This window comes from Pseudomonas sp. BN515 (genome assembly GCF_029873155.1).
Taxonomy (GTDB): domain Bacteria; phylum Pseudomonadota; class Gammaproteobacteria; order Pseudomonadales; family Pseudomonadaceae; genus Metapseudomonas.
This window is the reverse complement of sequence record NZ_SSOH01000070.1, coordinates 34,127-60,611: the sequence shown is the minus strand read 5'-3', so window position 1 is coordinate 60,611 and position 26,485 is coordinate 34,127. Positions and strand designations below refer to the sequence as shown.

Below are 26,485 nucleotides of genomic sequence, written 5' to 3'. Positions count from 1 at the left end.
GATGAGTTGGAAGGCCTGGCTGCTGGCGCTCTGCCTGAGCGCGACGGCAGCCAGCGCCTGGGCCGCGCCACCGGCCCGCCTGGCCCTGGTGATCGACGACCTGGGCCAGAATCCCGCCCGCGATCGCCGTGTCCTCGCCCTCCCCGGCCCGGTGGCGCTGTCCATCCTTCCGGATACCCCGCACTCCCGCGAACTGGCCGAAGCCGCCCACGCCGCCGGCAAGACGGTGATGCTGCATCTGCCCATGGACCCGGCCAACGGCCCCTACGCCTGGCACCCCGGGCTAGCCACCGCCGAACTTGAAAGGCGCCTCGACGCCGCCCTGCACCAGGTGCCCTACGCGCGTGGTCTGAACAACCACATGGGCAGCCGCATGACCGAGCAGCGCCCAGCCATGGCCTGGCTGATGCAGCGCCTGCAGCAGGATCACCGTTTCTTCATCGACAGCCGCACCAGCGCTTCCACCGTCGCCGCCGCGGAAGCGCAGAAAGCCGGGCTGGCCAGCCTCTCGCGGGACATCTTCCTTGACGACGACCAGAGCCCAGCGGCCGTGGCCGCCCAGTTCGACGCCGCCCTCAAGCTCGCCCGCAAGCAGGGCTCGGCACTGATGATCGGCCACCCGCACCCGGCAACCCTGGAGCTGCTCGAACGCGAGCTCCCGCGCCTGAAGCAGCAGGGCTTCGAGCTGATCGACGTGGAAATGCTGATCGCCTTGCGCGGCAACCGGGCCATGGCGGCCCATGGCAAGGCGGGGATTTACCGCTGAGTCGCGAAAGATGCCTGTAGGGGCGAATTCATTCGCCAAGCAGGCCGCAGGTCTGCCCTGCAAGCCCTCATGGGGCAGCTGCGCTGCCCTTGGCGATTGAAATCGCCCCTACAGAAAAGCATCGCGAATGAATTCGCTCCCACAAGATGAGCACCTACCCTGTGGGAGCGAATTTATTCGCGAAGCAGGACGAAGTCCTGCCGTAGGTTGGTGCGGGCCACGCTGGTCTGAGCCTGCGAAGCCCAACATGAGGCCGCTTGAAACGTTGGGCTTCGCTTCGCTCTACCGCAACCTACGCGCCCTTCCAGTTACAGGTAGTTCTGGGTGATCTCGTCGACGTACCCATCGCTGCGCATCTGGTCGAGGGCCTTCTGCAGACGCTCGATGACCTCGTCCGGGGTGTCCTTGTTGAACGCCAGGTAGAGCTCGGCGCTGTTGAAGCGCAGCACGGTCTGCAGGCCGGTCACGCCTTCCTGCTTGGCCAGGTAGCGGCCCACCGGATCGGTAGTGGCCCAGAGGTCGATCTGGCCCTTGAGCAGCTTCTTCACGTTTTCCTGGTCACGCAGGGCGTTCTGCGGCGCCATGCCCTGGCTTTCCAGGTGCTGGCTCACGGCGTCGTTCTTGTAGGCGCCGATGCGGTACTGGGACGCGCTCTTGAGGTCCTTGACGCTCAGGTTGTTGCCCGGCGCGGCGAGCAGCACCCACTCGGTCTTGGCGATGGGGCCGACCCACTTGAACAGCGGTTGGCGCTCGGCGGTGAAGGTGGTGGAGAACAGGCCGTAGCTGGGCTTGTCGAGGGTGAGGCGATAGAGGCGGTCCCAGGGGAAACGCAGGGTCAGGCTGTAGTTGATGCCGGCACGCTTGAACATCTCGCGGACGATATCGGTGCTGATGCCGTCGATTCCGTCGTCACGGGCGAAGTTCTTGTCGTCCACCGCCATGTTGAACGGCGGGAAGTTCTCGGTGAGCAACACCACCTTGTAGTCCGCCGGCAATTCGGCACGCGCCGTGAAGGCGAGGAACATCAGGCCCAGGGTCAGGGCGCGTTGGATCAACTTCTGCATTGTCATACCGCTCGCTTGATTTGTGGTTGTGGCTAAGCGGCTTCCTTGCGTGGGCTCCCCACCCACGGACGTACGACTCGACCCGTCCTGCCTTCCTTGGCAAGCGACCGGCTTGTGGCCGGTCGCTGGAGTCTTTAACTACTTTTGATGCGCTACCCGTTACAGGTAGCTGTTGAGGATCTCGTCGACGAAGCCCTCGGAGCGCATCTGGTCCAGCGCGCCCTGCAGCTTCTTCACCACTTCGTCGGGGACCTCCTTGTTCAGCGCCAGGAACAGCTCGGCCTGGTTGAAGCGCAATACGGTTTTCAGGCCGCCCACACCTTCCTGCTTGGCCAGGTAACGGCCGGCGGGGTCGCCGGTAGCCCAGAGATCGATCTGGCCCTTCTCCAGCTTCTTCGCGTTCTCCTGGTCGCGCAGGGCGGTGACGGGCTCGAGCTTCTGCTGGGCAAGGTACTCGGCGATCGCGTCGCCCTTGTAGGCACCGACCTTGTACTTGCGCGCGTCTTCCAGGCTGCCGAGGGCGATCTGGCTGTCGGCGCGGGCCAGCATGATCCAGTCATCCGGACCGATCGGGCCAACCCACTTGAAGGACTGTTCGCGCTCGGGCAAACGAGCGGTGACGAAGACGCCATAGCCCGGCTTTTCCAGCGCCAGCTTGTAGATGCGGTCCCAGGGGAAGCGCAGGGTCAGGCTGTACTTGACCCCGGCGCGCTTGAACATCTCGCGCACGATGTCGACGGCGATACCGTCGATGTTGTCTTCCTGGGCGAAGTTCTTCCCATTGATCGACATGTTGTAGGGCGGGAAGTTTTCGGTCAGGAGAACGACGCTGTAGTTCTCATCCACTTCGGCGCGGGCGGCACCGGCAAGCACCATCAGGGTACCGGCCAACGCCAGCAGCAGGCGTTTCGACATAGGCGATTAACCTTCCAGGAGAGATGGGAAATGCGCTGAGCTTAACCTCGCGGGAGCGAGGCTCGGGCATCAGCAGCCCAGGCTGCGAAGTCCGTCACGTGTGCAGCCTGGGCGAATGCTAGGCAAGATTCGTGCTCAGCGCACGAGGATTCCGCGGCTGGCGAGATAGGCCTTGGCCTCAGGCACGGTGTATTCGCCGAAGTGGAAGATGCTCGCTGCGAGAACGGCGTCGGCCTTGCCTTCGAGGATGCCGGCCGCCAGGTGCTCGAGATTGCCGACGCCACCGGAGGCGATCACCGGAATTCCGACGGTTTCGCTGATGGCGCGAGTGACGCCGAGGTCGTAGCCGCTCTTCACGCCGTCCTGGTCCATGCTGGTGAGCAGAATCTCACCGGCACCCAGGTCTTCCATCTTCTTCGCCCAGGCCACGGCATCGAGGCCGGTGGGTTTGCGCCCACCGTGGGTGAAAATTTCCCAGCGCGGTGTTTCCCCGGGGCCGGACACCTTCTTGGCGTCGATGGCGACCACGATGCACTGGGAGCCGAAACGCGCCGCGGCTTCGCCGACGAACTCCGGCGTGAACACTGCGGCGGTGTTGATCGACACCTTGTCGGCACCAGCATTGAGCAGGTTGCGGATGTCCTGCACGGTGCGCACGCCACCGCCCACGGTCAGCGGGATGAACACCTGGCTGGCCATGCGTTCCACGGTGTGCAGGGTGGTGTCGCGACCGTCGACGCTGGCAGTGATGTCGAGGAAGGTGATCTCGTCGGCGCCCTGCTCATCGTAGCGACGCGCGATTTCCACCGGGTCACCGGCGTCGCGGATGTTCTCGAACTTGACGCCCTTGACCACGCGGCCGTTGTCCACGTCGAGGCAGGGGATGATGCGTTTTGCGAGAGCCATAACAGTGTCCCGTAGGGTGCGCCGCGCGCACCGTTTGCCGTCGATTAACCCTTGTAGCTGTCGCAGAAGGCCTGGGCCTCGGCGACGTCCAGGGTGCCTTCGTAGATGGCGCGGCCGGTGATGGCGCCGATGATGCCGGGGGCCTTGGCGGCCAGCAGCTTCTCGATGTCACCCAGGTTGTGGATACCGCCGGAAGCGATCACCGGAATGCGGCTGGCGGCGGCCAGGGCGGCGGTGGCTTCGACGTTGCAGCCCTGCATCATCCCGTCCTTGGCGATGTCGGTGTAGACGATGGCGGACACGCCGTCGGCCTCGAAGCGGCGGGCCAGGTCAACGGCCTGCACGCTGCTCACTTCGGCCCAGCCGTCGGTGGCGACGAATCCGTCCTTGGCATCCAGGCCAACGATGACCTTGCCCGGGAAGGCCTTGCAGGCCTCGGTGACGAATTCAGGCTCCTTCACCGCCTTGGTGCCGATGATCACGTAGCTGACGCCGGCCTTCACGTAGTGCTCGATGGTTTCCAGGGAGCGGATGCCGCCACCAATCTGGATCGGCAGGTTCGGGTAGCGCTTGGCGATGGCGGTGACCACCTCGCCGTTCACCGGTTTGCCTTCGAAGGCGCCGTTGAGGTCCACCAGGTGCAGACGGCGGCAACCACCTTCCACCCATTTGGCGGCCATGCTCACCGGGTCGTCGGAGAACACGGTGGAGTCTTCCATGCGGCCCTGGCGCAGACGCACGCAGGCGCCGTCCTTCAGATCGATAGCGGGGATAATCAGCATCGGTTCAACCTGTAAGAAGTCAGTGGATTCGGCTCGGCGCTCAGTCTTTCTCGAGCGCCCACAAGTCGCTCTCGATGCTTTCGAACCTGTCTTTCAGGTGCGCCTGCACATCGAAGATCGCCTTGTTGTAGAAATGCGGCGCGAATTCCCGGGCGAAGAAGTCGAGCACTTCCTCGGCCTCGAAGGAACCCAGCTCCAGCTCGAAACGATCAGCCATGAAACGCTTGATCGCCAGCACCGCGTCCTGGGTCTGGGCGGCGTCGAGCTGTAAACTCGGAGCCTTCTTCGCGCGGCTCATGGGCTTACCAGCGCCCGTCCCAGGCGGCGAAGTTCTGCAGCAGCTGCAGGCCGTGGGTGTGGCTCTTTTCCGGGTGGAACTGCACAGCGAAGCGCGAACCGTCGGCCAGCGCAGCGGCGAAGTCCTTGCCGTAATGGCCGCGACCGACTACCTGCTGCGGATTGCCAGCCTCGATGTAATAGCTGTGCACGAAGTAGAAGCGCGCCCGGTCGGGGATGTTGTGCCAAAGCGGATGGGCGACGCCCTGCTCCACCTCGTTCCAGCCCATGTGCGGCACCTTCAGGTGCTCGCCATCTTCCACGAGGTTCTTGCCGAAGAAGCGCACCTGGCCGGGGAACAGGCCGATGCAATCGACGCCGTCATTCTCCTCGCTGCGCTCCAGCAGGGCTTGCATGCCGACGCAGATACCGAGGAAGGGGCGGTCCTGGCTGACTTCGCGCACCAGACTGTCGAAGCCCAGGCGGCGGATCTCGGCCATGCAATCGCGGATCGCGCCGACGCCGGGGAACACCACCCGGTCGGCTTCGCGGATCACATTGGCGTCACTGCTGACCAGGACGCGGCCGGCGCCAACGTGTTCAAGGGCCTTGGCAACCGAGTGCAGGTTGCCCATGCCGTAATCGATGACTGCAACCGTCTGCATCAGAGCACGCCCTTGGTGGAGGGCATCTGGCCAGCCATGCGCGGATCACGCTCAACGGCCATGCGCAGGGCGCGGCCAAAGGCCTTGAACACGGTTTCAATCTGGTGGTGGGTGTTGTGGCCACGCAGGTTGTCGATGTGCAGGCTCACCAGGGCGTGGTTGACGAAGCCCTGGAAGAATTCCTGGAACAGGTCGACGTCGAAGCCACCGACCACGGCGCGAGTGAACGGCACGTGCATCTGCAGACCGGGGCGGCCGGAGAAATCGATGACCACGCGGGACAGGGCTTCATCCAGCGGCACGTAGGAATGGCCGTAACGGACGATGCCCTTCTTGTCGCCGATGGCCTGCGTGAAGGCCTGGCCGAGGGTGATACCGACGTCTTCCACGGTGTGGTGATCGTCGATATGCAGATCGCCCTTGCACTCGATGTCCAGGTCGATCAGGCCGTGGCGGGCGATCTGGTCGAGCATGTGCTCGAGGAAAGGCACGCCGATATCGAAGCGTGCCTTGCCAGTACCATCCAGGTTGATCGAGACCTTGATCTGGGTTTCCAGGGTATTGCGTTCGACGGATGCCGTGCGTTCGGCCATCACCAGCTCCACAAAAGGCTCACGAAAAAGAGCGCCATTATAGGCCGCAGGCCCTTGGCGCCGCTACCGACGGCGGTCGGCGGGGATTACACTGCCCGGCCCTACCCGCAATCTCCTCCAGGAGCCGCCATGCCCGTGATCGTCGAGACCCTGAACAGCCCCTCCGAGCAGGATCGCGGCGATTTGGCGAAGATCTACGCCGATGCCCCGGATTGGCTGCTGCTGCCCTACGCAGATGCGGCGGAACTGGTGGAGCGCGGCCTGGCCGACGGGCTGCTGGTGGCGGGACGCTTCAACGATCGCCTGCTGGGCGCGGCCCTGGTGGTACGCGGCGAGCAGCACTGGCAGCTGTCCCACCTCTGCGTTCGCAAGGTGACCCGTCATCGTGGCGTCGGCCGCCGCCTGGTGGAAGAAGTGGCCCGCCTGGCGCGGGATGCGGGCAAGCCGCTGCACCTGGCCGCGCCGAAGGACCACCTGGAAAGCCAGGCCTTTGCCGCGCGCCTGCACCTGCCGCTGGAAAGCCTCTGATCCATCGATGATTCCGTGCGCTGAACCGACAGCGGAAATCACCATCCAAAGTCCCTGACAAGGGGACGAACCCCGTGCCGCTGCCCTCCATCCGTAATGGCCCGGCGCTATACTCGGCACCTTCAATTCACGCGATCCACCACAAGGACTGGCCAATGAAAGCCTTCGGCAAAATCCTGGGCCTCATCTTCCTCGGGCTGTTGCTGATCATCGTGGCGGCGGGCTTTGCCCTGACCCACCTGTTCGACCCGAACGATTACAAGGACGAGATTCAGCAACTGGCCCGTGACAAGGCCAACCTCGAACTGACCCTCAACGGCGATATCGGCTGGAGCCTGTTCCCCTGGCTCGGCCTCGAACTGCACCAGGCAACCCTGGCCAGCGCCGCCACCCCGGCAAAACCCTTCGCCAACCTCGACATGATCGGGCTTTCGGTCCGCGTCCTGCCGCTGCTGCGCCGTGAAGTGCAGATGAGCGACATCCGTGTCGAAGGCCTCAACCTCGACCTGCAGCGCGACGACAAGGGCCACGGCAACTGGGAAGACATCGGTCGCCCGGCCAAGGTCCCGGAAACCGCCCAGACCGGCACGCCGACGACGCCAGCCCCGACCGAAGAGGCCAAGCAGGCGCCCGCCGCCGACGAACCGGCACGCCCGATCAAGCTGGATATCGACAGCCTTACCGTGCGCAATGCCCGTATCGATTACACCGATGCCAAGAGCGGCAAGCAGTTTTCCGCCGAGGGCATCGAGCTGACCACCGGCGCCATCCGCGAAGGCGCCAGCATTCCGCTCAAGCTCAGCGCCTTCTTCGGCACCAACCAGCCGGTACTGCGCGCCAAGACCGACCTCACCGCCAACCTGCGCTTCGAGCGCGCCCTCAAGCGCTACCAGCTGGAAGACCTCAAGCTGAACGGCGAAGCCTCGGGTGAGCCCCTGAAGGGCAAGACCCTGACCTTCAACGCCCAGGGCCAGTTGCTGGCCGACCTGGCCGCCAACGTCGCCGAATGGAACAGCCTGAAGCTCTCCGGCAACCAGCTGCGCGCGCTCGGTGAACTGAAAGTGCACAACCTCGACAAGGACGCACGCCTGGAAGGCGGCCTGTCCATCGCCCCGCTCAACCTGCGCGAATTCCTCACCAGCGTCGGCGTCGAGCTGCCGCCCATGAGCGACGCCACCGCCCTGCAGAAGTTCGAGCTGGTCACCAAGCTCAATGGCAGCGCCAACAGCCTCGCCTTCGAAGGCCTGAACCTCAAGCTCGACGACGGCACCTTCAGCGGCCGCCTGGCCGTGGCCGACTTCGCCAAGAAGGCCGTGCGGGTGCAACTCAAGGGCGACAAACTCGACCTCGATCGCTACCTGCCGCCCAAGTCCAAGGCCAAGCAGGAAGCCCAGACCGCCCGCCAGGCCGAAGTGAAGCCTGCCGTGGCCGCTGCGGCCCAGGGCACCACGCCGTTGCCCAACGCGCCGACCCAGGCGGCCTGGAGCGAAACCCCGGTGCTGCCGGTGGACCAGCTGCGCAAGGTCGACCTGGAAGCCACCCTGGACTTCGGCCAGTTCACCGTCGACAAGCTGCCCATGGATGACGTCAGCCTCAAAGCCAATGGCAAGGCTGGCCTGCTGACCCTGGAAGACCTGCGCGGCGGATTGTTCGGCGGCAGCTTCCAGGCCAATGCACAGATCGACGCTCGCCCGGCGGTACCGCTGCTCAAGGCGCACAAGCGCATCAACAACGTGCCGGTGGAAAAACTCCTCCAGGCCCAGGAGCAGAAGCCTCCGGTGCGCGGCCTGCTGGACATGACCGCCGACGTCACCAGCAGCGGCAACAGCCAGAAGGCCTGGGTCGACGGCCTCAACGGCACCGCCAGCTTCGCCCTCAACGATGGTGCGCTGCTCGACGCCAACCTCGAACAGCAGCTCTGCCAGGGCATCGCCACCCTCAACCGCAAGTCGCTCTCCAGCACCCGCGGCGGCAGCGAAACACCGTTCCAGGAGCTCAAGGGCTCGCTCACCTTCAATAACGGCGTAGCCACCAACCCCGACATGCGCGCCAGCATTCCCGGCCTCAGCGTCAAGGGCGATGGCGCCGTCGACCTTCGTGTGCTCGGCATGGACTACCGCATTGGCGTGGTCATCGAAGGCGACAAGAGCGCGATGCCGGACCCGGCCTGCCAGGTCAACGAGCGCTACGTCGGTCTCGAGTGGCCACTGCGTTGCCGCGGCCCGCTGGAACTGGGGGCCAAGGCCTGCCGCCTGGACAAGGACGGCATGGGCAAGGTCGCCGCCAAGCTGGCCGGCGACAAGCTCAACGAAAAGATCGAGGAGAAGCTCGGCGACAAGGTCAGCCCGGAACTCAAGGACGCACTCAAGGGGCTGTTCAAACGATGACCCCTGAGCAGTTCTCCGGCGCCGTACTCGGCTGGTACGACAGCCACGGCCGCAAGGATCTGCCCTGGCAACAGGGCATCACCCCCTATCGCGTCTGGGTGTCCGAAATCATGCTGCAGCAGACACAGGTCAGCACCGTCCTGGGCTACTTCGACCGCTTCATGGACGCCCTGCCCACCGTGCAGGCCCTGGCCGCGGCACCGGAAGACGAGGTGCTGCACCTCTGGACCGGCCTCGGTTACTACACCCGCGCCCGCAACCTGCAGAAGACCGCGAAGAAAGTCGTCGCCGAGTTCGGCGGCGAATTCCCCCGCGATGTGGATAAGTTGGCGGAGCTGCCGGGCATCGGACGCTCCACCGCCGGCGCGATCGCCAGCCTGTCCATGGGACTGCGCGCGCCCATCCTCGATGGCAACGTCAAGCGCGTACTGGCCCGCTACGTCGCCCAGGAGGGTTACCCGGGCGAGCCGAAGGTAGCGAAGCAGCTCTGGGAAGTAGCCGAGCGCTTCACCCCTCAGGTCCGGGTGAACAACTACACCCAGGCGATGATGGATCTCGGCGCCACTCTCTGCACCCGCAGCAAGCCCAGTTGCCTGCTGTGCCCGTTGCAGAGCGGCTGCCGCGCACACGCGCTGGGCCGGGAAACAGCCTATCCCGTCTCGAAGCCGCGCAAGGCGCTGCCGCAGAAGCGCACCCTGATGCCGCTGCTGGCCAGCCGCGACGGCGCCATCCTGCTCTACCGCCGCCCTTCGAGCGGCCTTTGGGGCGGTCTCTGGAGCCTGCCGGAACTGGACGACCTGGATGCCCTCGCCTCGCTGGCCAGCCAGCATTCGCTAAACCTGGGTGAGCGTCGAGAGCTACCCGGGCTGACCCACACCTTCAGCCACTTCCAACTGGCCATCGTGCCCTGGCTGGTGGCCGTCGAAGGCAGCGCCCCCGTCGTGGCCGAGGGCGACTGGCTCTGGTATAACCTCGCCACCCCGCCGCGCCTGGGCCTCGCCGCCCCGGTGAAAAAGCTGCTCAAGCGCGCGGCCGACGTATTGAATGCAGGAGAACCGCGATGACCCGCACCGTGATGTGCCGCAAGTACAAAGAGGAACTGCCGGGCCTGGAGCGTCCGCCGTATCCGGGCGCCAAGGGCGAGGACATCTTCAACAACGTCTCGAAGAAGGCCTGGGATGAGTGGCAGGCCCACCAGACCATGCTGATCAACGAACGTCGCCTGAACATGATGAATGGCGAGGACCGCAAGTTCCTCCAGGCCGAAATGGACAAGTTCCTTTCGGGCGAGGAGTACGCCCAGGCCGAGGGTTATGTCCCCCCTAGCGCGTAAGCGCCCGAAAAAACTAAATATTTTTTCGAAAGGGTGTTGACGAGGTGCCGGCAAATCCGTTTAATAGCGCCCCGTTGCCCAGGTAGCTCAGTTGGTAGAGCAGGGGATTGAAAATCCCCGTGTCGGCGGTTCGATTCCGTCCCTGGGCACCACTAATACCATCCAAAGAGCCCCAGCCATGCGCTGGGGCTTTTTGTTTTCCGCCCCATCATTTCCCCACCGGGCACGATACCGACTGCACTGCTAACCTCACTGCGAAGCGCCTCAAGGCGACCCCGAAGAGGGTCCAGCCGGAGGAAACCCCGGGGGGATGGCATGAAGGGAATCGTCTTCAATCTGCTCGAAGAAGTGGTTACCCGGCACCAGGGAGAAGATTCCTGGGACGCCCTGCTGGAAAGCTCCGGCCTCGACGGCGTTTACACCGCACTCGGCAGCTATCCCGATGAGTTCATCTTCCGCCTGGTGGCGGCGGCTTCCGAATTGCTCGGCATGCCACCCTTCGAGGTGCTGCGCTGGTTCGGCCGCGAGGCGATGCCTTCTCTGGCCATCCGCTACCCAGCCTACTTCGACACCCACGACTCGACACGCTCCTTCATCCTCAGCGTCAACCAGATCATCCATCCCGAAGTCCGCATGATCTATCCGGGGGCGGATGTCCCGACCTTCGGCTTCCGCGACGAACCCGACGGTGCACTGATGATGACCTACCGCTCGCCACGCCGCCTCTGCGCCCTCGCCCACGGGTTCATCGAGGGCGCCGCGGTGCACTTTGGCGAAACCCTGGGAGTCGATCACCTGTCCTGCATGCACAAGGGCGATGCGGAATGCCGTTGCCGCATCACTTTCCACGGCAAACGCCAGGGCTGATCGAAGATGGACGGCGGACCGCACAACCCGGAAGCCGACAAGCTGCGCCGCCGCCTGCAACGCGAACACCAGGCTCGCCTGGAGGCTGAGCAGATCGCCGAACGTGGCCTGCGCGAGCTCTATGAAAAGCAGCTGCAACTGCAATTGCTGGAATCCATCGCTGACGCTGCCAACGGTGCGGCAACGGTGGCCGACGGCCTGAGCTTCACAGTGTCCAGCGTCTGCCAATACACCGGCTGGCTGATCGGCCATGCCTACCTGACAGCTCATATCGATGGTGAGGTACAGCTGCGCTCGGCCAGCATCTGGCATTACGCCGACGAGCCGCGCTTCCGCGACTTTCGCCAGGTGACCGAGGCCATGGAGTTCCCGCCCGGTTTGGGCCTGCCTGGCCGCGTGCTTTCCAGCGGCGCCCCGGCCTGGATTCCCGACATCAGCCAGACTCCAAGCTTCTGCCGCATCGACGCTGCCGGGCAGGCAGGACTCAGGGCTGCTGCCGCCTTTCCGGTGCTGGTGGGCAGCGAAGTGGTAGGGGCGCTGGAGTTCTTTGCCGACAACGTGTTGGAGCCCGACGACAAACTGCTGAACCTGATGGCGCAGATCGGCGTGCAGATGGGCCGGGTGGTGGAACGCAAGCGCGCGGAAGAGCAATTGGTCGACGCCTTCCACGACCCGCTCACCGGCCTACCCAACCGCGCCCTCTTCGCCGACCGCCTGTCCCGCGCCGTCGCCCGCTGCAACCGGCATCGCGAGGCGGCCTTCGCGGTGCTGTTCATCGACCTCGACCGCTTCAAGCTGGTCAACGACAGCCTCGGCCACCTGGCCGGCGATCTCTTGATCGTCCAGGTCGCCACGCGCCTTGGCATGTGTCTGCGCCAGACCGACACCCTGGCGCGCATGGGTGGCGATGAGTTCACCATCCTGCTGGATTGCACCGGCAACTCCGAGGCGCCAGCGTGCGTCGCCGAGCGACTGCTGAATGCCCTGGAACCGCCCTTCCTGGTCAATGGCGAGCAGCTCTACATCAGCGCCAGCATCGGCATCGCCTCGAGCGATCTGGGATATGAGTCTGCCGAAGAAATCCTGCGCCACGCGGACCTCGCGATGTACCGCGCCAAGACCCTCGGCAAGCACCGCTTCGAGCTGTTCGACCACAGCATGCATGAGCTGGCCGTAGGTCGCCTGAACCTGGAAACCCGGCTGCGCAATGCGCTGAAGAATGGCGAGTTCGTACTCCACTACCAACCGATCGTGCATCTGGCCAGCGGGCGGCTCGCTGGCGTCGAGGCCCTGGTGCGCTGGCAGAAACCGAGCGGTGAGCTGGTCTACCCGGGCGACTTCATCCAGGTCGCCGAGGACACGGGCCTGATCCTGCCACTCGGCCTGTGGGTGCTGCGCGAAGCCTGCCGCAGCATGGCGTGTTGGCACGAGGAATACCCCTGCCCTACCCCGCTGACGGTGAGCATCAATCTTTCCGCCCGGCAGTTCGCCCAGCACGACCTGGTTTCACAAGTAGCCGCCATCATCGTCGAAACCGGTATACCTCCGGCTTGCGTACGCCTGGAGATCACCGAGAGCGTCTCCATGGCCGACTCCGAACGAACCATCGCAGTGCTCCAGCAGCTGCATGACCTGGGCGTACGCATCAGCATCGATGATTTCGGCACCGGCTACTCCTCCCTCAGCTACCTGCATCGCTTCCGCCTGGACGTGCTGAAAGTCGACCGCTCCTTCGTGACCCAACTCGACCAATGCCCGGAAGGCCTGCAGATCGTCCAGACCATCCTCAGCCTGGCGCGCAACCTGGGTATCGAGGCAGTCGCGGAGGGAGTCGAGACGGAGCAGCACCTGCAGATCCTCAAGTCCCTGGACTGCGATTTCGGCCAGGGCTACTACTTCGCCCGGCCGCTGCCCGCTTCTGCATTTATTGCGCTGCTGGAGCAAAGCCCGAGACAGGCCGACCAAGACACGCCGGACTCGCCCTCCACAGTCATAACCAAGTAAGAGATAGTAGCTCCGTCGAACCAAAACTCCGCGCACCTGCGCAACTGCACCACTAACCTTTGCACGACGACGACACACGCACTGCGACAGACCGAGGCAAAGCTCGCGACGCAGCACAAAGATAGGCCTCGCCTACCGCTGCCCACCTACCCACGGGTTCTTGTCGAATGCTCCTTTGCGCGGTTGTAGCTTTCTGCGCAGAAGGAATCTGAGGCCCTGTACAAGCGCGCGAGCATCGGTCATTGTCCAGTGGTTTACAACCGCCGCGGCCCTCAGTCCCAGCTCGTAGAGCCGACATGCAGGGCGCTAACGGTTTGAGCCTAGTTAGAGCAAGGCAAGTGGCGCGCTAGAATAGTACCAGGACTTTTCGAAGTTCAACTCAAACGACTAGACTCTAAAGTACCGCACCGAAATAAATACAGAAGATCAAACCAAACCACTCGACAACTTTGTGCACCGCCGAGTGTAAACCACAAAAACGCCATCACATGCCCGAAACCACGACAAACAATACGCAAGCAACCGATCACCCCAATGTCGCTCGCATTACCGAAACACTATCGATTATAGCTTCCACCCTGCTGACGCTCGCCACTCTCATCTGGATTTTAACATTCAGTAATCATGGGATAGATTTTTCCGACGAAGGATTCTATCTGGCGTGGATATCGGACCCATGGATATATCAGATATCCACGACCCAGTTCGGCTTTGTCTACCATCCGCTTTATTTACTAGCAAATGGCGACATAGTTTTGCTCAGACAGGGAAACTTTCTCATAACCTTCTTGCTGGCATGGTTGCTGTGCGTACTTTTCTTCAGGTCAACTCTACGAGATACCAACTCCGGCACAAGTTGGAGCAGCTTGCCGATGCTGGGCATAGCTGGGGGGCTCGCATTGACATCTCTTGCCATGCCCCATTCATGGCTGCCGACTCCCAACTACAATAGCTTGACGCTCCAATCCTTACTTCTATCGACGTGCGGCCTTTTGCTGGCAGAGAGAGCCTTTACGCGCGCGAGCATAATTGGCTGGGCCCTCACAGGGGCTGGCGGCTGGTTGGCGCTGATGGCAAAGCCAACTTCCGCAATCTTACTTGGCTTCACGTCCCTCTTGTACCTCCTTATAGCTGGAAAGCTAAACTTAAGGCTACTCTTAATTGCACTTCTTACAACCGTATCTCTCCTATCCATTTCCGCATGGATAATCGACGGATCTATTAGCGGTTTTTACTTGCGCATAATTTACGGCCTCGAAGCCACGAAGCTGCTAGGTGCAGGACATTCGCCTGAAACTCTTCTGATACGACTATGGAGTGACACATTTTACTTAACACCAATACAGAAATCCGCAACCTGGCTGCTAGCAGTTTCTGTATTCACGCTGTCATACCTGACTCTTACTAGGAAAAGCCTCCCAAACCTGATCACCCTTTGCTTATGCGCAACTCTTTCAGCTTTCTGCATAGCCACTATATTAACAAGTAACAGAATCAATTACACCCGCACAGGATTCGAATGGGCCATTTTCCTTTCAATCCTTCCTGGCACATTGCTCCTAGCACTTATCGAACTACGCAAAAGAGCGAAGTTACTGATCAACAGAAACTGCATCGCCCTGATAGTTTTCTCTCTCTTGATACCGCACGCCTTGGCTTTTGGAACCAACAACAACTACTGGCTTCAAGGCTCATTTGCCGCAATTTTCTGGCTTCTCTCCGGCCTCGCACCGCTCTGCATAGCGGCAGCAAACTCAGCACCCTGGCGTGTTTTCCTACCCATCACAGTGGCAGCACAGGCCATCACGGTCACGTTAGTAAGCGTCAGCATGGACACCCCCTATAGGCAAAGCGAAAAATTGCGCGAGCAGCACCAGCCCGTGGTAGTTGGCAAGGGCGAATCCAAACTTTACCTGTCAGCTAGCAGTGCAGATTACTTGCGCGCTTTGAATAAGGCTGCAGTTGACTCGAGATTCGAATCCGGTACTCCAGTAATCGATCTGACAGGTGCCTCTCCCGGAGCTCTCTTTGCGATCAATGCAAAAATCATTGGCCAGGCCTGGATGATTGGTGGCTTGCCGGGCAGTGAGGCATTGGCCGTTTCAGCTCTTGATCGTGTTTCCTGCAACGACCTAGCAAAATCGTGGATACTGGTTCAGCCAGGAGGGCCGCGGAGACTGTCGCCCCACATCCTGCAGAGATATGGCATCGATCCGAGTACGGAATTCGAGAGTTCTCGGCAGTTTCCAGCACCAATTGCAGGGGCATCATCGTCGTACTCGCAGCAACTGCTCAAACCCACCCGCTCGGTAGAAAGCGCAACTGCGGCATGCGAAAAGTCAAGAGCCAATAGAACATGAAAAAAGTCGCTATTCTCCAATCCAATTACATACCTTGGAAAGGCTACTTCGACATAATTGCCGCAGTCGACGAGTTCATACTTTACGACGACATGCAATACACTCGAAGAGACTGGCGCAACCGCAATCAGATCAAAACGCCACAGGGGTCGCAATGGATCACCGTACCAGTCAAGGTGAAGGGCAAATATCACCAGACTATTCGAGATACGGAGATTGACGGGAACGAATGGCAGAAAATCCACTGGAGAACCATTACCCAAAACTATTCTCGTGCCGCCAATTTTTCCCAGATTTCTGCCATATTGGAACCCATCTATCTACAGCAAGAACACACACATCTATCAAGGCTCAATCGGCAGCTGATCGAAGCAGTATGTTCTTATCTAGAGATCACTACAAAGATAAGCCACTCCTGGGACTACACTCAGATTGATGGCAAATCCGAACGACTTGCCGACCTTTGCGCTCAGGCCGGAGGAACGGAGTACATCTCCGGCCCGGCTGCCAAGGATTATATTGAGGAGGATGTGTTTTCTGAGCGGGGCATCAGCCTCGGCTGGTTCGATTATTCGGCGTATCCAGAGTACCAACAGCTTTGGGGTGAGTTTACTCACGGCGTCTCGATCATTGATTTACTTTTCAACTGCGGCAAAAGTGCTGCGCATTACATGAAATATGTAGGTAGAAAATGAAGCTTTCTATCGTAGCGACTCTTTACCAGTCCGCCCCGTACATAGCCGAATTCCATCGCCGCGCCACTGAGGCGGCGATGCAACTTGTTGGCACCGACTACGAGATAGTACTGGTCAATGACGGCTCACCCGATAAGAGTCTTGATTTGGCTATCCAACTGTGTGGAGCTGACCCGCACTTGGTCGTAGTGGACCTCTCACGCAACTTCGGCCATCACAAGGCCATGATGACAGGACTTGCCCATGCCAAAGGCGAAAAAATATTTCTCATCGATAGTGATCTCGAAGAAGAACCAGAATGGCTGATTAGTTTTTCCCAACAAATGAAAAATGAACGCTGTGACGTCATATATGGCGTTCAAAAGCAACGTAAGGGCGGAATCTTCGAGCGACTGAGTGGGCAGTGGTTCTACCGTCTTTTCCGCGCCCTGACGGGAATGGCTCTTCCTGAAAACATTGTAACGGCTCGACTCATGAGCCGTCGCTATGTGGAAGCCTTATTGATGCATGATGAGCGCGAAGTTTTCATGGCAGGCCTCTGGTACATCACGGGTTTCGAGCAACTCCCGAAAACTGTAAATAAGCACTGCACAAGCGCGACGACTTATACCTTTCGACGCAAGATGTCAATTTTGGTTAATTCCGTCACATCCTTTAGCAATGCCCCCCTGACCAGCATATTCTACAGCGGCGCAGCTATTTCCACAGCGGCAGGAGCTTATACCGTCTACCTCATCGTCCAATGGTTTTTTTTCGCAAAACCCATGGGCGGCTGGACGTCGGTAATGGCATCCATCTGGTTACTGGGGGGACTGATCATTTCCTTTATCGGAGTCATTGGCATCTATCTCTCGAAGATATTTTCGGAGACCAAGCGGCGTCCTTATACCATCGTGCGGCGGGTTTATGGCAAACAGGACAACTGAGCTCCGTACAGAGGCTGCCTCCGACTATCCTTCAAAGCTAGCCGAGCATGGCACGGCGCCACGCGGCATAGACTGGGATGGAAAGGAAAGTCAGGCGTTGATTTTCAATGTCCGCCTCGGCTGGAACGAGGTTGAGTGGCGTGAATACGCTGAAAGCATGTAGCTCGCCTACTTGAATCTGGCCTATACGAATTCACAATTTCGGACAGGAAAGCCCAATGAAAAAAAAACTGGTGATCTTCGGCTCCCGCGACGCTGCTCAACTGGCACATTTCTATTTCACCTCGGACTCGGACTACGAAGTCGTGGCATTCACAGTAGACGCCGAGCATATCGAAGATAAAAGCTTCTGCAATTTACCGATAGTGCCTTTTGAAAATGTTACGGAACACTACCCTCCGGACACCCATGAGATATTTGTTGCGCTGGGCTACTCAAAACTCAACCAGATACGCAAGGAAAAATATTTAGCCGCAAAAGCCCTCGGCTACCGGGTTGCCAGCTATATCAGTTCACACGCCACCGTGCTGAACGAGGATCGAATCGGCGAAAATTGCTTCGTGCTCGAAGACAATACCATTCAACCCTTCGTCACCATTGGCAACAATGTTACATTGTGGAGTGGCAATCATATTGGCCATCACTCCACTATTCATGATCACTGCTTCATCGCTTCGCATGTCGTGATATCCGGAGGTGTTGTAGTAAATGAATCCTGCTTTATTGGCGTCAATGCCACATTGCGCGACCACATCACAGTCGGAGAGCTTTCCGTAATTGGTGCGGGGGCCTTGCTCCTGGCTGACGTAGCGCCAGAGGGCGTTTACATAGGCTCCGCCACTGAGCGCGCCAAAGTCCCAAGCACAAGGCTGAGAAAGCTATAGCGAGGTAATCCCATGCACTGGAAAAAGCTGGGACAGATCTACTGTCCGAAAGCCATACACCCGAAACTGATGAGCCATGCCGCAAACCCTCTTCCGCTACTTGTGGAGGGCGACCTTTATCGTGTCTTCTTCAGCGGACGAGATGCGGACAATCGCTCATCGGTCGGGTATGTGGACATGAACCTGGCAACGTTAGAAATCACATACGTTCACGACAAGCCAGCTTTCGAATACGGACTGGACAGCAGCTTCTTCTCGCATGGTGTCAGTATCGGCAACTGCTATTCGGCTGGAGGCAAGCGCTACATCCTGTTCATGGGCTGGCAATGTCCCCCGGACGGTCATTGGCGCGGAGATGTTGGCCGCCTTGTCCTTGACAACGACTGGTCGCTTCACCTCGACAGTGCTTCGCCTTTCATGGCTTCCGATGAGTCCGATCCGATCAGTCTCTCCTATCCATGGGTAATACAGGAACGAGACGACCTTTACCGTATGTGGTACGGCTCGACCATCACTTGGGACACGGGCAACGGCGAGATGCTGCATGTAATCAATAGCGCCAGGTCAACCGACGGGGAACGCTGGCGACGCGAGGGACTCGCGGTTCCCTATGAGATTGGAGTAGCCCAGGCGTTCTCACGCCCCACCGTGGTTGGCAATTCGGTAGAGGGGTATCACATGTGGTTCTCCTACCGAAGTGGGGCAGGCGAAAAGTACCGAATTGGTTACGCGACGAGTGCGGACGGCGACTCTTGGTGCCTGCAACTGGATCGTGTTGGTATTAACGTATCAGAAGGTGGCTGGGATTCCGAGATGATTGAATACCCGTACGTGTTCGATCATAAAGGCCAGCGCTTTATGCTTTACAACGGTAATGGTCATGGACGAACCGGCTTTGGTCTGGCGGTGCTCGACCGAGAATGAATCGCTCATTTATTCGATATGCAGTGGTGGGCTTGCTCAGCAACCTCAGCGGTTATTCGGTATACCTACTGATAACCTGGCTTGGCACCAGCCCCAAGATAGCCATGTCGCTCCTTTACATCATCGGCGCATCGCTCGGTTTTCTGGGAAATCGAAGGTGGGCCTTCGGGCATACGGGCAGCGTTCCGGCGAGCCTGCTGCGCTATGGGCTTGCGCACGTGTTGGGCTACGGCCTCAACTTCATGATGCTGGATATCTTTTCCAGCCAGTTAGGTTACCCACACCAAGCGGTTCAGGCAGTTTCCGTGCTGATTGTTGCCGTATTTCTGTTCCTGATGTTTCGTCTTTTCGTGTTCCCGCAAGGTCATGCGACAGGTAACCCGTAATGATTCGTTGCCCAAACTGTGACGCCGATTATTTGAGCAGCGAGAACTCCTGTCCTCACTGCAGCTTTTCGCCGCAGCGAGTAGACGGTTTTCTTGCCTGGGCACCCGACCTTACCCGGGAAGGTGGCGGATTCAGGGAGGAATACTTTGAACCCCTGAGTCAGCATGAAGATCAAAACTTCTGGTTCCGCGCTAGGAACTCTTTGCTAATCTGGGCAATTCGGAAATATTTCCAAGACTTTGACTCGCTACTGGAAATTGGTTGCGGTACCGGCTATGTGCTGTCCGGCATCTCCGCTGCCTTCCCGTCCCGGCGACTTGTGGGTGGCGAGATTTTCACCAAGGGGCTGGGCTTCGCCGCTACCCGCACTCCCAGCGCAACATTTGTACAAATGGACGCTCGTTGCGCGCCATACACGAACGAATTTGATATCGCCGCAGCTTTCGATGTGATTGAACACATCGAGGATGACAAGTCCGTACTAGAGAATCTTTATAGGGCGATTAAGCCAGGGGGTGGCTTGCTGCTTACCGTTCCGCAGCACCAATGGCTCTGGAGTTCAGCAGATGAGTATGCATGTCACTTCCGTCGATATTCTGCGGGAGATTTGCATGACAAGCTACGCGCCGCAGGGTTCGAAATCGTCAGAAGTACGTCTTTCGTCTCTTTGTTGCTTCCCGCAATGCTGATATCACGGCGACGGTCTATGGGCAAAAAAGCTTTCGATCCGCTGGATGAATTCCGCATCGGCCCGCTACTCAATCTTGCATTTGAGAAAATTCTAACGATGGAGCGCTGGCTAATCCGCATAGGGCTCAATCTGCCTCTGGGCGGATCACGTTTTGTTATCGCTAGAAAGATCGGAAACAAACATGACTCCATTTAACAAGCCCTACATGACTGGCAACGAGATCTTCTACATTCAAGAAGCTCACGCCAACTTCAAACTTTCTGGTGATGGCCCCTTTACCGAACGCTGCCATCAGTGGCTAGAGCAGCACACGGGTTGTAACCGAGCTCTCTTGACGCATTCATGCACCGCGAGCTTGGAGATGGCTGCTCTATTGCTGGATATCCGGCCGGGCGATGAAGTCATCATGCCCTCTTACACTTTTGTATCAACGGCTAATGCGTTCGTACTTCGAGGTGCTACTCCAGTCTTCGTCGACATACGGGAAGATACTCTCAACCTCGATGAGAAATTGATTGAGGCGGCCATCACTCCGCGCACCAAGGCGATAGTTCCAGTGCATTACGCGGGTGTAGCCTGCGAGATGGACAGCATTGTGGCCATTGCGGAGCGCTATGGACTCAAGGTGATTGAGGACGCCGCCCAAGGCGTGATGTCCACCTACAAAGGGCGGGCGCTTGGCAGCATCGGAGACTTGGGCGCCTACAGTTTTCACGAGACCAAGAACGTGATATCCGGCGAAGGCGGGGCACTTCTGGTCAACGATGCGGAATTAGTACTAAACGCTGAGATCATCCGTGAGAAGGGAACCAACCGCAGCCAGTTCTTTCGCGGAGAGATAGATAAGTACACTTGGCAAAATATCGGCTCTTCTTTCCTACCCGGAGAGTTGATCGCTGCCTTTCTGTGGGCACAGCTTCAGGAGGCGGAGCAGATTACCCGTCAGCGCCTCATTATCTGGCACCGCTATCACGAGATGCTGCGATCGCTAGAGGATGAGCAGTATTTACGTCGTCCTATAGTGCCCGCCGACTGCCAGCATAATGCACATATGTACTACATACTGCTTTCACCCAATATTGACCGGCAAGTAGTTCTCGATCAGTTGAAGCAGCACGAAATTTCTGCTGTTTTTCACTATGTCCCCCTCCACTCTTCCCCGGCTGGCTTGCGCTACGGCAGGGTACATGGACATCTCGCGAACACCGAGCAGCTTTCCGAACGCTTGATTCGCCTGCCGCTATGGGTCGGGTTGACGGAGAATCAGCAAGACGGAGTGGTCAGCGCTCTGCGGCAGTCGCTCGGGGTGGCCAGCTGAAGCGTTCCCAGATCGCAGAGTCTGAAACGGGGGTCGCAGTCAAGGGATGATCGGCGTGAGCGTGACCCCAGGCAGATTTCGGTAGCCGTCTGCGGTACGGCTCTTCAGCCGGGGCGCAAGCCTCAACAAGTCGATAGCTGTATGCGCTCAATTGCGCACTCGCGACAAGCAACTGCAGCGATGCGACAACCGTGCCCGAAGAGCCATTTCAGGGCTCTCCGCCGGCTTTCGCCTGGCAGGGCGCTATGCTAGGTTGGCCCTCGCCAGGAAGGCCGCCCCACCGCCACAGTGCCCCCGAACAATAAGAGGACCCCCTATGGCCCAAGCCACGCCAGCGCTTGAAATCCGTAATCTGCACAAACGCTACGGCGATCTAGAAGTGCTCAAGGGCATCTCCCTCACCGCCAATGACGGTGACGTGATCTCCATCCTGGGGTCGTCCGGCTCCGGCAAGTCCACTTTCCTGCGCTGCATCAACCTGCTGGAGAACCCGCACGAGGGCCAGATCCTGGTCGCCGGCGAGGAGCTCAAGCTCAAGCAGAGCCGCACAGGTGAACTGGTTGCCGCCGACAACAAGCAGATCAATCGCATGCGCAGCGAGATCGGCTTCGTATTCCAGAACTTCAACCTCTGGCCGCACATGACGGTGCTCGACAACATCATCGAAGCGCCGCGCCGCGTGCTCGGCCAGAGCAAGGCCGAAGCCACCGAAATCGCCGAGGCCCTGCTGGCCAAGGTCGGCATCGCCGACAAGCGCCACGTCTATCCGACCCAGCTTTCCGGCGGCCAGCAACAGCGTGCAGCCATCGCCCGTACCCTGGCCATGCAGCCGAAGGTGATCCTGTTCGACGAGCCCACCTCGGCGCTGGACCCGGAGATGGTACAAGAAGTGCTTAACGTGATCCGCGCGCTGGCCGAGGAAGGCCGCACCATGCTGCTGGTCACCCATGAAATGAACTTCGCCCGGAACGTCTCCAGCGAAGTGGTTTTCCTTCACCAGGGCCTGGTAGAAGAACAGGGACCGCCAGCGCAGGTATTTGACAACCCGCAGTCGGCGCGCTGTAAACAATTCATGTCCAGCAATCGCTAAAACACGGAGCAAGAGCGCAATGAAGAACTACAAGAAGATTCTGCTGGCCGCGGCCGCCACACTCGCTTTCGGCACCAACGCCATTGCCGCCGACAAACTGAAGATCGGCACCGAAGGCGCCTACCCCCCCTTCAACCTGATCGATGCCAGCGGCCAGGCCGGCGGCTTCGACGTGGAAATCGGCCAGGCCCTCTGCGCCAAGATGAAGGTCGAGTGTGAAGTGGTGACCTCCGACTGGGACGGCATCATCCCCGCCCTGAACGCCAGGAAGTTCGACTTCCTCGCCGCCTCCATGTCCATCACTGAAGAGCGCAAGCAGGCCGTCGATTTCACCGACCCCTACTACACCAACAAGCTGCAGTACATCGCTCCGAAAAGCAGCGACTTCAAGATCGACAAGGACAGCCTGAAAGGCAAGGTCATCGGCGCCCAGCGCGCGACCATCGCCGGCACCTGGCTGGAAGACAACATGAAAGACGTTGTCGACATCAAGCTCTACGACACCCAGGAAAACGCCTACCTCGACCTGGCCTCCGGCCGCCTCGACGGCGTACTGGCCGACAAGTTCGTGAACTGGGAATGGCTGAAGAGCGACGCTGGCAAGGACTTCGAGTTCAAGGGCGACCCGGTATTCGACAACGACAAGATCGCCATTGCCGTGCGCAAAGGTGACCCGCTGCGCGAGAAGCTGAACGCCGCGCTGAAGGAAATCGTTGCCGACGGCACCTACAAGAAGATCAACGACAAGTACTTCCCCTTCAGCATCTACTGACCTGCCCGTCCGGTGCCGCCCCTGCGCGGCACCGGCGCTTGAATTCCCATGACCCTAGACCTTCACGGATTCGGCCCGGCCCTGGCCGCGGGCACCCTCATGACCATCAAGCTGGCGCTGTCCGCGCTGGTATTGGGTCTGGTGCTCGGTCTGCTCGGCGCCCTGGCCAGGACTTCTTCCATCAAGCCGCTGCAGTGGCTGGGTGGCACCTATTCCACCATCGTGCGTGGCGTTCCCGAGCTCCTCTGGGTTCTGCTGATCTACTTCGGCACGGTCAACCTGATGCGCAGCCTGGGCGAGTCGCTTGGCTACCCGGAGCTGGAACTGAACGCCTTCGCCGCCGGCACCATCGCCCTCGGCCTGTGCTTCGGCTCCTATGCCACCGAGGTATTCCGCGGCGCCATCCTGGCCATCCCCAAGGGGCACCGCGAAGCGGGCATGGCCCTTGGCCTGTCCAGCGGGCGCATCCTCTGGCGGGTGATCCTGCCGCAGATGTGGCGCATCGCCCTGCCGGGCCTCGGCAACCTGTTCATGATCCTGATGAAGGACACGGCACTGGTTTCCGTGATCGGCCTCGAGGAAATCATGCGCCGCTCGCAAATCGCCGTGACCGCCAGCAAGGAGCCCTTCACCTTCTACATGGTGGCCGCCTTCATCTACCTGGGCCTGACCATCCTCGCGATGATCGGCATGCATTGGCTTGAGAAGCGCGCAGGCCGTGGCTTCAAGCGGAGCGCAGCATGAACTGGGAAGTCATCCTCAAATACCTGCCGCAACTGGCCCAGGGCGCCATCCTCACCATGGAGCTGGTGGCCATCGCGGTGGTCGCCGGCCTGATCCTGGCGCTCCCCATGGGCATCGCCCGCGCATCGCGCCACTGGTACGTACGCGCCCTGCCCTACGGCTACATCTTCTTCTTCCGTGGTACGCCGCTGCTGGTGCAACTGTTCCTGGTCTACTACGGCCTGGCGCAGTTCGACGCGGTGCGCAAAGGTCCGCTCTGGCCCTATCTGCGCGACCCGTTCTGGTGCGCCGTGATCACCATGACCATGCACACCGCGGCCTATATCGCCGAGATCCTGCGCGGGGCCATCCAGGCCGTTCCGCCGGGCGAGATCGAAGCGGCGCGGGCCCTGGGCATGACGCGCTTCCAGGCACTGGTCTACATCATCCTGCCGCGTGCGGCGCGCATCGGCCTGCCGGCCTACAGCAACGAAGTGATCCTGATGATCAAGGCCAGCGCACTGGCCAGCACCGTCACCCTGCTGGAACTCACCGGCATGGCACGCACGATCATCGCCCGCACCTACCTGCCGGTGGAGATCTTCTTCGCCGCCGGCCTGTTCTATCTGCTCATCGCCTACGTACTGGTTCGGGCCTTCCGCCTGCTGGAACACAAGCTGCGGGTAGACGCCTTGCAGGGTCGCTGAGCCCTCGACCGCTCCTCGTCCCCGGATGAGGAGCGGAGGTGGCGGCGCTATAATCGCCGCCCCTGATTCCCACCGCCTCGCCACATGACCAGCCCCGCGCCCCTCCAAGGCCCGCTCCTGCGGGAACGCTTCGCCGCCCTGGACGATTTCCTGCGCGCGCACCAGGACATCTGGCGCCCGATACCCTTTACCGAACTGGAACTCCCCTGGGAACGCGAGCACCCCGAACTGGCGGCATGGCTGCGCGACCGGAGCCTGGCGGAGGCGGACGCCATACACAATCAGCCGGAACGACTGCAGGCCCCGGCGCCTTATCCACAGCTTGCCGCAGAGTCCGCCAGACTCAGCCAGATTGGAGAACTGCCTGCCACGCGTTCCGAGACAATGCCCAACGCATTCACCGTGGATGTTCCCGGACGCAAGTGGCAACAGATCGACGCCTTCGCCAGCCGCCTCGTTTTTCGCCAGGCGCCCGGTCACTGGCTGGACTGGTGCTCCGGAAAGGGGCATCTGGGGCGCCGTCTGGCCCACGACGGCACGCCACTGACCTGCATTGAACTCGACCCGCAACTTGTCGCCAGCGGCCAGCAACTCAGCCAGCGCCTGGGGCTCGCGGCCCAGCATCACGAGCAGGATGCCCTGGCGGATGACGCCGGCCTCCACCTCACAACCGAACAAACAGCGGTAGCCCTGCACGCCTGTGGCGATCTCCACGTGCGCCTGATGCAACTGGCCAGTGCCGCCGGCTGCCGCCAACTGGCGGTGGCGCCCTGCTGCTACAACCGCATCCAGACACCGGACTACCAACCGCTCTCCGCAACAGCCAGAAGCTCCGCGCTGCGCCTCAGCCGGGTCGATCTGCGACTACCACTCAGCGAGACCGTCACTGCCGGCGCCCGCGTTCGCCGCCAGCGCGACCAGTCCATGGCGCGACGATTGGCTTTCGACCTCCTGCAAAGAGAGCTGACCGGCAAGGATCAGTACCTGCCCACCCCCTCCCTCGCCACCAGTTGGCTGGACAAGCCATTCCCGGAGTACTGCCGCGATCTCTGCGCCCTGAAGGGGCTTCTCGCCCCAGCGGATCACGACTGGCAGGCACTGGAAGCAGCGGGCTGGCAACGCCTCGCCGAGGTGCGCAACCTGGAACTCCCCCGCAGCCTGTTCCGCCGCCCCATGGAACTCTGGCTACTACTCGACCGCGCGCTGTTCCTCGAAGAACACGGCTACCAGGTGACACTCGGCAGCTTCTGCGCGCCCCAGCTCACACCACGCAACATCCTGCTCCTGGCCGAGCGCTGAACTTACCCACAAAACCTGTGGATAACTTTGTTGATGAAATCTGGGCAAACACCCGGAAAGCCTTGCTGTGCGCACCACGCGGAGTCTGCTCAATTTTTGCGCGAACCATGAAAAGCCAAGGAATACAGGAGGTTGCGGAATGCTGAGACTCAGCGCACAAATTCTCAGAACGAAGGGGCCAGGACGGAGCACCTTTGTGCATAAGCCCCACCACGCTGATATCAGAACCTGCACCGACAAGCATCGAAGAGGTTTACTCGCCACATCCAATCGCTATAATGGCGGCCCTTCCTAGCCGGTATAGCTCAGCTGGTAGAGCAACTGACTTGTAATCAGTAGGTCCCGGGTTCGATTCCTGGTGCCGGCACCATGAACTTAAAAGCCCCGCAGCAATGCGGGGCTTTTGTCTTTCAGGGGTCGGCTGAAATGCTCACATCTCCAGCCACGCGCGACAGGACGACGCCCGCGATGAGCACCTGCTCTGAAGTAGATTGGCGCCATTCCATCGGACTTTTTTATGGCGTCCGATCGCCAGGATCCCCCGCTATCCTGGCCATGACAGTCGTCAAACGCTTGCATCGGGCAGTCACTGCAAACAATCTGTGCGCCAACCAAATCGTCAG

27 protein-coding genes and 2 tRNA genes are annotated in these 26,485 nt (G+C 60.3%); 22 read left to right on the top strand and 7 right to left on the bottom strand.

Annotation, left to right across the window (positions count from 1 at the left end; genetic code table 11):
- Nucleotide 1: 1 nt before the first annotated feature.
- Nucleotides 2–766: a divergent polysaccharide deacetylase family protein gene (locus E8E91_RS16965; RefSeq protein WP_280377163.1), complete on the top strand. Its 765-nt coding sequence runs from the start codon at nucleotides 2–4 to the stop codon at nucleotides 764–766.
- A 308-nt stretch (nucleotides 767–1,074) separates the two neighbouring features.
- On the opposite strand, the gene E8E91_RS16960 is transcribed toward E8E91_RS16965, so the two are convergent.
- The 7 genes from E8E91_RS16960 to hisB all read right to left on the bottom strand — a co-directional run bounded on the left by E8E91_RS16960 (nucleotide 1,075) and on the right by hisB (nucleotide 5,967).
- A complete protein-coding gene (locus tag E8E91_RS16960; protein ID WP_280370182.1) occupies nucleotides 1,075–1,830 on the bottom strand; it encodes an ABC transporter substrate-binding protein in 756 nt (251 codons plus the stop codon).
- A 159-nt stretch (nucleotides 1,831–1,989) separates the two neighbouring features.
- Nucleotides 1,990–2,745 (bottom strand): ABC transporter substrate-binding protein, encoded by a 756-nt coding sequence (locus E8E91_RS16955; protein ID WP_271469766.1) that lies wholly within the window; start codon nucleotides 2,743–2,745, stop codon nucleotides 1,990–1,992.
- 135 nt (nucleotides 2,746–2,880) lie between these two features.
- Nucleotides 2,881–3,651: an imidazole glycerol phosphate synthase subunit HisF gene (gene hisF, locus E8E91_RS16950; protein ID WP_044873050.1), complete on the bottom strand. Its 771-nt coding sequence runs from the start codon at nucleotides 3,649–3,651 to the stop codon at nucleotides 2,881–2,883.
- A gap of 44 nt (nucleotides 3,652–3,695) precedes the next feature.
- On the bottom strand, nucleotides 3,696–4,433 hold the full coding sequence (gene hisA, locus E8E91_RS16945; RefSeq protein WP_016495212.1) for a 1-(5-phosphoribosyl)-5-[(5-phosphoribosylamino)methylideneamino]imidazole-4-carboxamide isomerase: 738 nt from the start codon (nucleotides 4,431–4,433) through the stop codon (nucleotides 3,696–3,698).
- A gap of 40 nt (nucleotides 4,434–4,473) precedes the next feature.
- A complete protein-coding gene (locus tag E8E91_RS16940) occupies nucleotides 4,474–4,731 on the bottom strand; it encodes a DUF2164 domain-containing protein (protein ID WP_190829498.1) in 258 nt (85 codons plus the stop codon).
- A gap of 4 nt (nucleotides 4,732–4,735) precedes the next feature.
- Nucleotides 4,736–5,374 carry an imidazole glycerol phosphate synthase subunit HisH gene (gene hisH / locus E8E91_RS16935; RefSeq protein ID WP_280377161.1) on the bottom strand — a complete coding sequence of 213 codons (639 nt, stop codon included), beginning with the start codon at nucleotides 5,372–5,374 and terminating at the stop codon, nucleotides 4,736–4,738.
- Entirely contained in the window at nucleotides 5,374–5,967 is a 594-nt protein-coding gene (gene hisB / locus E8E91_RS16930; RefSeq protein ID WP_028629882.1) for an imidazoleglycerol-phosphate dehydratase HisB, read from the bottom strand. The genes hisH and hisB overlap by 1 nt, the downstream gene beginning before the upstream one ends.
- A gap of 129 nt (nucleotides 5,968–6,096) precedes the next feature.
- Between hisB and panM the strand changes: the two genes are divergently transcribed.
- The 21 genes from panM to E8E91_RS16825 all read left to right on the top strand — a co-directional run bounded on the left by panM (nucleotide 6,097) and on the right by E8E91_RS16825 (nucleotide 26,232).
- A complete protein-coding gene (gene panM, locus E8E91_RS16925; RefSeq protein WP_280377159.1) occupies nucleotides 6,097–6,495 on the top strand; it encodes an aspartate 1-decarboxylase autocleavage activator PanM in 399 nt (132 codons plus the stop codon).
- A 155-nt stretch (nucleotides 6,496–6,650) separates the two neighbouring features.
- A complete protein-coding gene (locus tag E8E91_RS16920; protein ID WP_280377156.1) occupies nucleotides 6,651–8,882 on the top strand; it encodes an AsmA family protein in 2,232 nt (743 codons plus the stop codon).
- On the top strand, nucleotides 8,879–9,946 hold the full coding sequence (gene mutY, locus E8E91_RS16915) for an A/G-specific adenine glycosylase (protein WP_280377154.1): 1,068 nt from the start codon (nucleotides 8,879–8,881) through the stop codon (nucleotides 9,944–9,946). Before E8E91_RS16920 ends, mutY begins: the two co-directional genes overlap by 4 nt.
- A complete protein-coding gene (locus E8E91_RS16910) occupies nucleotides 9,943–10,215 on the top strand; it encodes an oxidative damage protection protein (protein WP_190829488.1) in 273 nt (90 codons plus the stop codon). Before mutY ends, E8E91_RS16910 begins: the two co-directional genes overlap by 4 nt.
- A 76-nt stretch (nucleotides 10,216–10,291) precedes the next feature.
- Nucleotides 10,292–10,367 (top strand) — tRNA-Phe (locus E8E91_RS16905).
- Nucleotides 10,368–10,530: 163 nt separating this feature from the next.
- Nucleotides 10,531–11,082 carry a heme NO-binding domain-containing protein gene (locus E8E91_RS16900; RefSeq protein WP_280377152.1) on the top strand — a complete coding sequence of 184 codons (552 nt, stop codon included), beginning with the start codon at nucleotides 10,531–10,533 and terminating at the stop codon, nucleotides 11,080–11,082.
- 6 nt (nucleotides 11,083–11,088) lie between these two features.
- Entirely contained in the window at nucleotides 11,089–13,086 is a 1,998-nt protein-coding gene (locus tag E8E91_RS16895) for an EAL domain-containing protein (RefSeq protein ID WP_280377149.1), read from the top strand.
- A gap of 488 nt (nucleotides 13,087–13,574) precedes the next feature.
- Nucleotides 13,575–15,446 carry a hypothetical protein gene (locus tag E8E91_RS16890; RefSeq protein WP_280377147.1) on the top strand — a complete coding sequence of 624 codons (1,872 nt, stop codon included), beginning with the start codon at nucleotides 13,575–13,577 and terminating at the stop codon, nucleotides 15,444–15,446.
- On the top strand, nucleotides 15,443–16,141 hold the full coding sequence (locus tag E8E91_RS16885; protein WP_280377145.1) for a WbqC family protein: 699 nt from the start codon (nucleotides 15,443–15,445) through the stop codon (nucleotides 16,139–16,141). The genes E8E91_RS16890 and E8E91_RS16885 overlap by 4 nt, the downstream gene beginning before the upstream one ends.
- Nucleotides 16,138–17,067, top strand: coding sequence for a glycosyltransferase family 2 protein (locus tag E8E91_RS16880; protein WP_280377143.1), 930 nt, complete (start codon nucleotides 16,138–16,140; stop codon nucleotides 17,065–17,067). The genes E8E91_RS16885 and E8E91_RS16880 overlap by 4 nt, the downstream gene beginning before the upstream one ends.
- A gap of 218 nt (nucleotides 17,068–17,285) precedes the next feature.
- On the top strand, nucleotides 17,286–17,951 hold the full coding sequence (locus E8E91_RS16875) for an acetyltransferase (RefSeq protein ID WP_280377142.1): 666 nt from the start codon (nucleotides 17,286–17,288) through the stop codon (nucleotides 17,949–17,951).
- Nucleotides 17,952–17,963: 12 nt separating this feature from the next.
- On the top strand, nucleotides 17,964–18,875 hold the full coding sequence (locus tag E8E91_RS16870) for a hypothetical protein (protein ID WP_280377139.1): 912 nt from the start codon (nucleotides 17,964–17,966) through the stop codon (nucleotides 18,873–18,875).
- Nucleotides 18,872–19,261: a GtrA family protein gene (locus tag E8E91_RS16865; RefSeq protein ID WP_280377137.1), complete on the top strand. Its 390-nt coding sequence runs from the start codon at nucleotides 18,872–18,874 to the stop codon at nucleotides 19,259–19,261. Before E8E91_RS16870 ends, E8E91_RS16865 begins: the two co-directional genes overlap by 4 nt.
- Nucleotides 19,261–20,148, top strand: coding sequence for a methyltransferase domain-containing protein (locus tag E8E91_RS16860; protein WP_280377136.1), 888 nt, complete (start codon nucleotides 19,261–19,263; stop codon nucleotides 20,146–20,148). Before E8E91_RS16865 ends, E8E91_RS16860 begins: the two co-directional genes overlap by 1 nt.
- Complete coding sequence (gene rffA, locus E8E91_RS16855; RefSeq protein ID WP_280377134.1) at nucleotides 20,135–21,271, top strand: dTDP-4-amino-4,6-dideoxygalactose transaminase; 1,137 nt, start codon at nucleotides 20,135–20,137, stop codon at nucleotides 21,269–21,271. Before E8E91_RS16860 ends, rffA begins: the two co-directional genes overlap by 14 nt.
- Before the next feature lie 316 nt (nucleotides 21,272–21,587).
- Nucleotides 21,588–22,361: an ABC transporter ATP-binding protein gene (locus tag E8E91_RS16850; protein ID WP_151138031.1), complete on the top strand. Its 774-nt coding sequence runs from the start codon at nucleotides 21,588–21,590 to the stop codon at nucleotides 22,359–22,361.
- Nucleotides 22,362–22,380: 19 nt separating this feature from the next.
- Entirely contained in the window at nucleotides 22,381–23,133 is a 753-nt protein-coding gene (locus E8E91_RS16845) for an ABC transporter substrate-binding protein (RefSeq protein WP_280377132.1), read from the top strand.
- Nucleotides 23,134–23,181: 48 nt separating this feature from the next.
- A complete protein-coding gene (locus tag E8E91_RS16840) occupies nucleotides 23,182–23,877 on the top strand; it encodes an ABC transporter permease (RefSeq protein WP_190829480.1) in 696 nt (231 codons plus the stop codon).
- Nucleotides 23,874–24,563, top strand: a complete 690-nt coding sequence (locus E8E91_RS16835; RefSeq protein WP_280377130.1) for an ABC transporter permease — start codon at nucleotides 23,874–23,876, stop codon at nucleotides 24,561–24,563. The genes E8E91_RS16840 and E8E91_RS16835 overlap by 4 nt, the downstream gene beginning before the upstream one ends.
- Before the next feature lie 84 nt (nucleotides 24,564–24,647).
- Nucleotides 24,648–25,862: a methyltransferase gene (locus tag E8E91_RS16830; RefSeq protein ID WP_280377127.1), complete on the top strand. Its 1,215-nt coding sequence runs from the start codon at nucleotides 24,648–24,650 to the stop codon at nucleotides 25,860–25,862.
- 294 nt (nucleotides 25,863–26,156) lie between these two features.
- Nucleotides 26,157–26,232, top strand: a tRNA-Thr gene (locus E8E91_RS16825).
- The last annotated feature ends 253 nt before the right edge of the window (nucleotides 26,233–26,485 follow it).

Coding starts and splice junctions, on each gene's coding strand:
- E8E91_RS16875 (WP_280377142.1), top strand. CDS start 17,286: ATGAAAAAAAAACTGGTGATCTTCGGCTCCCGCGACGCTGCTCAACTG.
- E8E91_RS16860 (WP_280377136.1), top strand. CDS start 19,261: ATGATTCGTTGCCCAAACTGTGACGCCGATTATTTGAGCAGCGAGAAC.
- E8E91_RS16885 (WP_280377145.1), top strand. CDS start 15,443: ATGAAAAAAGTCGCTATTCTCCAATCCAATTACATACCTTGGAAAGGC.
- E8E91_RS16830 (WP_280377127.1), top strand. CDS start 24,648: ATGACCAGCCCCGCGCCCCTCCAAGGCCCGCTCCTGCGGGAACGCTTC.
- E8E91_RS16870 (WP_280377139.1), top strand. CDS start 17,964: ATGCACTGGAAAAAGCTGGGACAGATCTACTGTCCGAAAGCCATACAC.
- E8E91_RS16880 (WP_280377143.1), top strand. CDS start 16,138: ATGAAGCTTTCTATCGTAGCGACTCTTTACCAGTCCGCCCCGTACATA.
- mutY (WP_280377154.1), top strand. CDS start 8,879: ATGACCCCTGAGCAGTTCTCCGGCGCCGTACTCGGCTGGTACGACAGC.
- E8E91_RS16910 (WP_190829488.1), top strand. CDS start 9,943: ATGACCCGCACCGTGATGTGCCGCAAGTACAAAGAGGAACTGCCGGGC.
- rffA (WP_280377134.1), top strand. CDS start 20,135: ATGACTCCATTTAACAAGCCCTACATGACTGGCAACGAGATCTTCTAC.
- E8E91_RS16900 (WP_280377152.1), top strand. CDS start 10,531: ATGAAGGGAATCGTCTTCAATCTGCTCGAAGAAGTGGTTACCCGGCAC.
- E8E91_RS16895 (WP_280377149.1), top strand. CDS start 11,089: ATGGACGGCGGACCGCACAACCCGGAAGCCGACAAGCTGCGCCGCCGC.
- E8E91_RS16920 (WP_280377156.1), top strand. CDS start 6,651: ATGAAAGCCTTCGGCAAAATCCTGGGCCTCATCTTCCTCGGGCTGTTG.
- E8E91_RS16865 (WP_280377137.1), top strand. CDS start 18,872: ATGAATCGCTCATTTATTCGATATGCAGTGGTGGGCTTGCTCAGCAAC.
- E8E91_RS16890 (WP_280377147.1), top strand. CDS start 13,575: ATGCCCGAAACCACGACAAACAATACGCAAGCAACCGATCACCCCAAT.
- E8E91_RS16850 (WP_151138031.1), top strand. CDS start 21,588: ATGGCCCAAGCCACGCCAGCGCTTGAAATCCGTAATCTGCACAAACGC.
- hisB (WP_028629882.1), bottom strand. CDS start 5,967: ATGGCCGAACGCACGGCATCCGTCGAACGCAATACCCTGGAAACCCAG.
- E8E91_RS16845 (WP_280377132.1), top strand. CDS start 22,381: ATGAAGAACTACAAGAAGATTCTGCTGGCCGCGGCCGCCACACTCGCT.
- hisH (WP_280377161.1), bottom strand. CDS start 5,374: ATGCAGACGGTTGCAGTCATCGATTACGGCATGGGCAACCTGCACTCG.
- hisF (WP_044873050.1), bottom strand. CDS start 3,651: ATGGCTCTCGCAAAACGCATCATCCCCTGCCTCGACGTGGACAACGGC.
- hisA (WP_016495212.1), bottom strand. CDS start 4,433: ATGCTGATTATCCCCGCTATCGATCTGAAGGACGGCGCCTGCGTGCGT.
- E8E91_RS16840 (WP_190829480.1), top strand. CDS start 23,182: ATGACCCTAGACCTTCACGGATTCGGCCCGGCCCTGGCCGCGGGCACC.
- E8E91_RS16960 (WP_280370182.1), bottom strand. CDS start 1,830: ATGCAGAAGTTGATCCAACGCGCCCTGACCCTGGGCCTGATGTTCCTC.
- E8E91_RS16940 (WP_190829498.1), bottom strand. CDS start 4,731: ATGAGCCGCGCGAAGAAGGCTCCGAGTTTACAGCTCGACGCCGCCCAG.
- E8E91_RS16835 (WP_280377130.1), top strand. CDS start 23,874: ATGAACTGGGAAGTCATCCTCAAATACCTGCCGCAACTGGCCCAGGGC.
- panM (WP_280377159.1), top strand. CDS start 6,097: ATGCCCGTGATCGTCGAGACCCTGAACAGCCCCTCCGAGCAGGATCGC.
- E8E91_RS16965 (WP_280377163.1), top strand. CDS start 2: ATGAGTTGGAAGGCCTGGCTGCTGGCGCTCTGCCTGAGCGCGACGGCA.
- E8E91_RS16955 (WP_271469766.1), bottom strand. CDS start 2,745: ATGTCGAAACGCCTGCTGCTGGCGTTGGCCGGTACCCTGATGGTGCTT.